The organism is Flavobacterium sp. T12S277, assembly GCF_048514875.1.
Taxonomy (GTDB): Bacteria; Bacteroidota; Bacteroidia; order Flavobacteriales; family Flavobacteriaceae; genus Flavobacterium.
On the sequence record NZ_JBLYEG010000033.1, the window covers coordinates 1 to 7733 of the forward strand.

7 protein-coding genes are annotated in these 7733 nt (G+C 31.4%); 4 read left to right on the top strand and 3 right to left on the bottom strand.

Annotated features, from left to right (window positions below; genetic code table 11):
* The 4 genes from ACN1CN_RS22270 to ACN1CN_RS22285 form a co-directional block, all read left to right on the top strand.
* Positions 1-188 (top strand): hypothetical protein (locus tag ACN1CN_RS22270; protein ID WP_419137817.1); only part of this gene is annotated, 188 nt, incomplete at its 5' end.
* 438 nt (positions 189-626) lie between these two features.
* On the top strand, positions 627-2255 hold the full coding sequence (locus tag ACN1CN_RS22275; RefSeq protein ID WP_419137819.1) for a hypothetical protein: 1629 nt from the start codon (positions 627-629) through the stop codon (positions 2253-2255).
* A gap of 22 nt (positions 2256-2277) precedes the next feature.
* Complete coding sequence (locus tag ACN1CN_RS22280) at positions 2278-2814, top strand: hypothetical protein (RefSeq protein ID WP_419137821.1); 537 nt, start codon at positions 2278-2280, stop codon at positions 2812-2814.
* A gap of 2 nt (positions 2815-2816) precedes the next feature.
* A complete protein-coding gene (locus ACN1CN_RS22285; protein WP_419137823.1) occupies positions 2817-3476 on the top strand; it encodes a hypothetical protein in 660 nt (219 codons plus the stop codon).
* Positions 3477-4089: 613 nt separating this feature from the next.
* Here the strand turns inward: ACN1CN_RS22285 and ACN1CN_RS22290 are convergent.
* From ACN1CN_RS22290 to ACN1CN_RS22300, 3 genes are all read right to left on the bottom strand, one after another.
* Positions 4090-4737, bottom strand: coding sequence for an IS1 family transposase (locus ACN1CN_RS22290; RefSeq protein ID WP_419137825.1), 648 nt, complete (start codon positions 4735-4737; stop codon positions 4090-4092).
* 318 nt (positions 4738-5055) lie between these two features.
* Positions 5056-7239, bottom strand: a complete 2184-nt coding sequence (locus tag ACN1CN_RS22295; protein WP_419137826.1) for a TonB-dependent receptor plug domain-containing protein — start codon at positions 7237-7239, stop codon at positions 5056-5058.
* A 149-nt stretch (positions 7240-7388) separates the two neighbouring features.
* Positions 7389-7733: T9SS type A sorting domain-containing protein (locus tag ACN1CN_RS22300; protein ID WP_419137828.1), on the bottom strand; the 345-nt coding region annotated here is incomplete at its 5' end.

Here is a 7733-nt window from a genome sequence, read left to right on the forward strand (position 1 = left end):
AAAATATAGTTTTTAATCAAAACGGAGGTGGTCATTTTGCTCCGGAATTAGGTGGTCATTTTGAACTGGAATCAGGTGCTCACTTTAAAACGGAATGGGGTGATCAATATAACCGGAATTTGCACTCAGTACCTTATGTTTTTTTTATTGTTAATTTTTTAGCGTTATGTGATTTGCACATTTTGTAAGAATTTTTTATATTGTTTATTTGCCCCATATTTGCTAGAACTCCTTGAATTTCCAAAAGCACTTTTGAATAGTTTGAAGGGGATTTAGTTTTTTTAAACTAAAAAAAATTATGGACAATTATTATTTGTATTTCCCTGATTAATATTTACTTTTAAAGAATTCGCAAAGAAATCTTCAAATCCCAAAGTAATTAGTAAAGAGTAATAGAATTACAATCCAGTATTACGAAAGTGGTTTTACACTAATTTATGGATATAAACTTTATATTACCGATCAAAAATAGTCATGCCGTTGAATCCAAGTGTTTGAAGACCGCCTAATTCACTTTCTCAAAGGGCATGCGATTAAATATTTTATTTAACTTTTTCACAAATTAAATCTCCAATATTATAAAATTAGTATTATAAATAAATTATAAACCAAAAACATAAAAAAAAATGATTTTTTTAAAATTACCGAAGCCCTTTTTAATATTAATTATTTTTTCAGCTTTAATTTTTAGTTGTGAGGATACTCCAAATGATATTAAAGAAAATACAAATCAATCCATATTATTGGATAGAATAGAGCTTATAAACGGAACTACAATAAAGGTTGAAAGCAGGGACGCATTAAAAAGTATTTTTAAAGATTATCAAAAAAATACTAGTAGTCAAAATGGTTTTAATTCAGAAGTAAGAGATTTACAACGCAAAGGTTTTAAACCATTAACACCTCTATTTGATAAAAACCAGACTGAAGAAATTAAAGAGTTTGTTTTAAATAAAAAGGATCGAATTGCGAAAAGAGATATTGCATTTGGCATTACATCCAAATCAACGGGCGATGAAGAAATAAATCTAGACGATGAATTAATTCAAGATCCAATTTTTGCTGCCCTTTTGAATGAAGACAGGGAAATATACATAGCTGATAGTTTATATAAGTATACTGAACTTGGTCTTTATTTTTGTCTTGCAACCGAAAAAGAAAAGTTATATAATTATTTAAATAAACTTAATTTTGCAAGTAAGAAAAAGGAATTTACAAATAAGGAAGCTCCTTGCTTACAGGAAATGCTAAAAAAGACTAATAAAATTATGCCTGAAGATTTTGTAAGTGAGGTAAGTACGGGTGTAATGATGTATGCTCCGCCAAAATATTGCGATAATGGCTATAGTAATCCTCCAACACCTACACCAGTACCAGTTCCAGCAGGATCTACTCCGAGGTTTAAAAAACAGAACTTAGAGATTGCTTACGTTGAAACGAATAGCATTTTTGAACATCTTTTTGGAGCATCTGACAAATCAGAAGATTATTATAGTGATAATAGAAGAATACAGGTTAGCTTTTGGAATCAGAATTATTACGTATTTTCATCAATTGGCTGTAGTGCAAGGCTCCAAAAAAGAGAAAAAACCTTAGGTGTTTCGTATTGGGAAAAATCTTATGCTGATGAAATTGAATTAGGAATTAATAGTATTCAATATGATTACAAGTTTAATGTTCCACCTTTTAATAATAGTTTATATGTAACAGGCCCAACAGTTTATTACACTTATAAAGGAGTTAATTATAATCAATTTGCCCAAGTTATTCCTTCTCCGCCAACTGAAAATCCAGGTTTTCCATTTGATACAGACAATAATGATAATGTGGTGGAAATCTATCTTTTTCAAAATGATATTAATTTATCTGCAAAAGATGCCAATAAAATGATAGACGATGGACTAAAAGCACTTGCCAAACTAATGCCGAGCAATAGCCCTAGCCAAAATGAATTATTGAAAGGATTAAACACTGAAAGTTTAAAATATAATATATTAAAAGCCGTTCCATTCAGTGATAAAGTTACCTTTGCAACCATGGGAGTAAAATGGGCACATAATGATGATAATGCAATAACACATTATTTTGACTTTAACTTTTTACTAACCTGGAATAGCAAAAGTACAAAAGTTGGGTCATATTTATCAGGATTACAAGGATCAACTCCTTATACAAGTGTATATGCCGACATTTATGGAGCTGCATTACACAATAATGAATGGAAAGGCCGCAGATTGATAAGAGAAAAGCATTAATAATAATTTATTTTAATTTAACATGAAACTAAAATTTAGTCTATTTTTAATAGTATGCCTTTATATTAATATTTATTCTCAAGAAAATATATCGGTTGAAAAAAATCAGTTTAAGATCAATTTAATTCTACCCGGTATTGTTTACGAACATGGTTTTACAGAAAAAAACACACTCTATTCGGAATTTAGTTTAGGATTTGGATATAGAAGTAGTTATTTTGGAGGAAATACTTGGTCCTTTTATCCTAATATTAATGAACAATTTCGCCATTATTACAATCTTCAAAAAAGAGCAGACAATGGAAAAAGAACAGATAAAAATTCGGGAAACTTCTTAGCGTTAAATGCTATCTATAATTTTGAGTCTATTTCAACAAAGAAAGATTTTTCAGAAGACACATCATCTTTCACAATCGCTCCAGTTTGGGGATTTCAACGTACTTATAAGGGAGGATTTAATCTTAGTGTGAATGGCGGTATTGGTTATAATATTGACAAATATGATAATGAGTTTGTACCGGTTATAAACTTTTCTTTAGGATGGGTAATTGGTAAATAATTATGACAAAGTATATCATTTCTTTTACACTAATTTTAGTATCCCTAATCTCTAATGCACAAAGGGTTAGAGGAATTGTAGGAATATCTGCTTATTTAGATAGTGATTATCAAAAATCAGCTTTTATTGAAGTGGGGCCAGGTTTGGAGGTAAAAATTAATAGATTTTTTAAACCAGAAGTTGGTATTAGCTATTTTATTGGAACTTTAGAAGAAGATGTAAATAGAAACGAGCAAGGAATTGCTATTGATGTGCTTGCTAAAAAAGCTTCTGCACTCAATTTTAGTCTTACACCCAAAATATGTTTGTGTAGTTCAGAAATAACCGCTGGTAATGTTTCTATACAGATATTACCTGTGTATAATATTTCAAAAGTTGAAGCAGAAGGGAATTACACTCTAGTCAATCAAAGCAACATTGTAAATTCTGTAAGTAAGAAACAAATAATGACTCAATGGCAACATTCTTTAGGAATTGGATTAGGAATTGATATTGTTCTTTCAGATAAAAACTACGATTCCCTAGCTATTAATTTATATTATAATGGTGTAAATATGGGTGAAGTTTTAACCGGCTTAGATCATAATAATGCTACTTACAGTACAAATGATGTTTTTGGATTTGGTATTAAGTATTATTTAGGTTTTAACAAAAAGTGGTAATGTATCAGATGTGTTGGTGGTTAATTATTTCATCTAACATTTACAGAAAATCAGATATTTACATTAATATTGCATAAAAATTAAAACAGCCTTTCGGCTGTTTTTTTTATTTTATAATGCCTTAAATCGAAAAAAATGGAGTCAAACCAGACTAGGTGTTACAGATGTGTTGGTGATATTCGAAAGATGAAAAAGTATGGAAAGAAAGACAAAGTCTGGTAATCAAAGATATATTTACAGAGCATGCGGGAAAACTAGAGTTGAAAATTATGCATATCGGGCTTATACTGCAATATGTTTCTATAATACTTTTAATGACACTGTCCTAAAAAGTGTGTAAGTTTAAAAATAACGGGGTTTGACTTTTTAATTAAAGTTGAACCCTTTTTTCAAATATAGTTAAGAACTGATTGAGTATTAACTATTGACTTTAATATATTTTTCCGTAGTTCCCGGCCAGCTGAGAAATCTATATTCCTCGGCTTTTTTGTGGTTCGAAAAATTTTATTTAAATTCTTAAAAAAATTAAAGCCTATATTTTCAATGAAATTTGGTTCGAGTCCCGTTAGGTTAAACCCATAAAACAATTGACTAACTAATCTCAAAACCAAACTTAAATCTTTAAAATGACAATCAAAACTATCAAACTTTTACTATAACATATCGTTCTTCGATTTAGTCTTTTAAGATGAGTTCTGAGTGTCAAATTTTTCCTTTCAATATGATTTGTACCAAAACGCTTTACAGAATGCAGTTTCTCGTCAATCAAATATCTGTAGTTTTTTAATCTGTCCGTAAATATCTTTTTAGCGTCAGATAATTTTAAAGTTTCCAGAACACGGTTAAGCGTTTTATTAGTTCGTCTTCCAACATTAAAACTCACAACTGTTTTAGAATTCTTTTCCAATGCATAAACCAGCCATATATAATTTTTCTTGTGTCTGATATAAGTGCATAGTTCATCTACTTCATAAGTTTTACCTTTACTGATAATTGGTTTGCTAATACTTCTGGCAATTGATACAATTCTTTTCAACAATGTTGTAGTTGAAATTTTTAATATTCTTGCTGTGCTTCTTATCCCTAAACCTTCTTTGGTGAACAAAATTATATTTTGATTGATATTACTTTTGTATGCATTATAACCATAGTCAGACTGTTGTCGCTTTTGACACACACAGCATTTATATCTTTGGTTTCCGTTGGATTGAAATCCATTCTTTATGCATTTACCATTGCAAAAACTACATTTTATTTTCATGACCTAATTTAATACACTAAGGTACAACAAAAGCATTTTAAGGCTTTTTAAAATATTAAAAACAAAAGAGACGACCTGATGGTCGTCTCTTTACTATTCAAAAATTACAAATTTTTATTCTCTTTCAGGTAGTTAAATTGCTAATATGTAAAAACACCTAATCTGATACACTACCCATTTCCTAAATAGAGATCGTATGCTATAACTAAAACTCTCTTTTGTCATTAAGATCTAATATTTTTTTGAACTAATTCTTTCTTCAATTTTTTAAGTCGACCATTATTGTATTGCTTAGAAAATAAAACCTTAAGTTTTATATTAGAAATGATATTTTGCTGCCACAGATATATTCCTGCCCGAGGCATTGATACCAGACGCAAAAACGCGGTACTGTAGGTCCAAAATATTTTCAATTCCAGCATACAGCGACAGATTCTTATCGACAGTAAATGATGTTTTGAAATTGATGGTTTGCCATGATGGCATACCACCTTGAGGGGCATATTGTTCGTTGTCCTCACCATTCATAGAATAATCGCGAATATCTTTCTTGCCATTAAACAACATATAAAAATCAAGAAGCATCAATTGGTTCTCATATTTCAGACCTACTTTTCCATACATGGGAGGGATATGATCCAACGGAGTATTTTCCACGTGATCCAGTATTTCCCCTCTGGTAAAATTTACCATACCATAAAGTATCAGTGGCTCTGTAATAATGATTTTCAGGGTAGAAGAAAGACCACTTATATAAGCGTTTCCTTTATTTTGCATGGCAAACACTTCGCTTTCCACTCCTTCATAAATCACAGAACTTTGGCCATTATACAAAAAATGATCGGTAACAATGGCGTCAAAAAGACGAGTATAATAAACTGTATTGTCAAACTGAATTCTCTTTCCCTGTCCGAATGCCACAGTCAAGTCAGCCGTTACTGACTTCTCAGGAGCAATATCCGGATTAGGGACAATCAAGGTCCCGGGCACCGATTCGAAAAGCTTTCCTAAATCATCCACGTTTGGGACTCTATAACCTGAAGCCAAATTAAAAGCCAATTTAGTACTATTAATATTCTTCGTAATTCCGGCAGTACCGCTATAAGTTAAGTTATCCTGCTTGATGACCTCATATGGAAGCTGGAAAAATGAATTATTGGTAATAGTGCTTTTTAAGGAAGAATAACCGGTACGAATACCTAAATTATAGTAAGTAGTTTCGTTTATTCTTTCACAATAAGTTGCGAAAATATCCGCCCTTAAAGTGTGATTTATACCGTTTGGGTAACGTGTATCTGTGGGAGTTACAATGCCAGTGATACGGTTTGAACTGGTAGCAGTCGAATTCAAATCATCATAAAAGAATTCGGCTCCGTAAAGAAAATCACCGGTACCTAGTTTCCTTCTGAAATCTGCGTTAAAAGCAAATATATTTACTTTTTCGACCTGACTTTTAGTTTTATTCTCGTTAAATTTTCTTGAGATTCTGCTTTCTTCAATATTTTGGTAGCTCAATCCAAGATTCATATCACTGTTGAACAAGGCCTTTTGTTTCGAAAATTTATAAGCTGAAAGAAATCTTTTTTGAGGACCATAATTCCAAACAGCAAATTTCAGCCCCGAACCCGATGGATCGGTAAGACGATCATATCTTGGTACATCTGAAGAAGTCGAATACTGTAGATTCAAGCTGTGCTGTGTATTTTTATCCGGTTGAAAAATCACCTTTTGCATTGCGTTATATTGCTTATATCCCGAAAATTTCTGAATAAGCGGATTGTTATTCTGCACCAAATAATCTACATTATTTAAAGTTTCAACATATTGTGGGCGCTCGCCAAAAGATTCATTTTTCCCATTGCGAGTGTCTCCCATTCTCAAATCTCCATAACTATTATAAGAGAAAGAGGATAGAGAACTCCATCGTTTACCTGCAAAATTAACATCAAAATACTGTGTTGATCCATTATTAGCACTGTTGTATCTTGACATTAAATTTCCTGAAAACACTTTGTTATTGGTTTGCGGTAGAAACATCGGCTGTTTGGTTCGCATATTAATGACACCACCCAACGCATCGCTCCCAAAAACTGTAGATGCAGGCCCAAAAAGAACATCAATCTGTTCTAACGAGTTCTCATCAACAGTAATTATATTCTGTAAATGTCCTGCTCTGTAAATAAGGTTGTTCATTCTGATTCCATCCACCAAAAGCAGAATCTTATTGGCTTCAAACCCTCTTAGCACAGGACTTCCTCCACCCTGCTGTGATTTCTGAACAGAGATTGTACCTGTGTTGGCAAGTAAATCAGCAGTATTTTGGCTTTTTTGAAATTCTGTTTCCTTTTGGGAAATATGTTTAATAGCTTGAGTGGACTTGGAGTAACGTTCACCAATTATATGTATTTCTTTTAATTTTTTTTGCTCTATAGTATCGGCAATTTGTTGTGAATATGCCGTAATACCAACTAAGAATACTACAAAAAAATATGATTTTTTCATTTAATAATTATTAATAAATTGATTTAAAATTTTCTTTTGAAAAAAGGGTTGTGGAATTGTCTTAAAAAGCTTTATAATCACACAAGCCCTAAAATATCAGTATGGTTGGTTATTTTTTTGTTGCTTAACATGGAAGAATAACAAAAACATTATCTTTTTTTCTTATAGATAGAAGGTTTTTCTACGACAATTATTTTTTCACTAAAGACCTTCTCATTTAAATGAATATTTACAAGATAAGTCGCTGAAGACAATTCTTGAACGTTCACCTCTTTCTCAAATATTGTATCCTTAATACTCTCACTGTTGGTCTCTCTAATGAGCCTGCCATTCATATCTATTATGCGATAATAAAAACTCTTTCCAGCACAATCAATAAATTTGATATTGAAATGTGTGGTGCAAGGATTTGGATATAAGATGTATTTAGGTAAGGGAATATCTTCAACTGTCAGATCTTCACAAGGCCCTATCTTAAACCAAGTGGTTCTATC

What these genes read in the sequence shown, in the direction of transcription:
- ACN1CN_RS22285 (WP_419137823.1), top strand. Translation starts at nt 2,817, where the DNA reads ATGACAAAGTATATCATTTCTTTTACACTAATTTTAGTATCCCTAATC.
- ACN1CN_RS22275 (WP_419137819.1), top strand. Translation starts at nt 627, where the DNA reads ATGATTTTTTTAAAATTACCGAAGCCCTTTTTAATATTAATTATTTTT.
- ACN1CN_RS22290 (WP_419137825.1), bottom strand. Translation starts at nt 4,737, where the DNA reads ATGAAAATAAAATGTAGTTTTTGCAATGGTAAATGCATAAAGAATGGA.
- ACN1CN_RS22280 (WP_419137821.1), top strand. Translation starts at nt 2,278, where the DNA reads ATGAAACTAAAATTTAGTCTATTTTTAATAGTATGCCTTTATATTAAT.
- ACN1CN_RS22295 (WP_419137826.1), bottom strand. Translation starts at nt 7,239, where the DNA reads ATGAAAAAATCATATTTTTTTGTAGTATTCTTAGTTGGTATTACGGCA.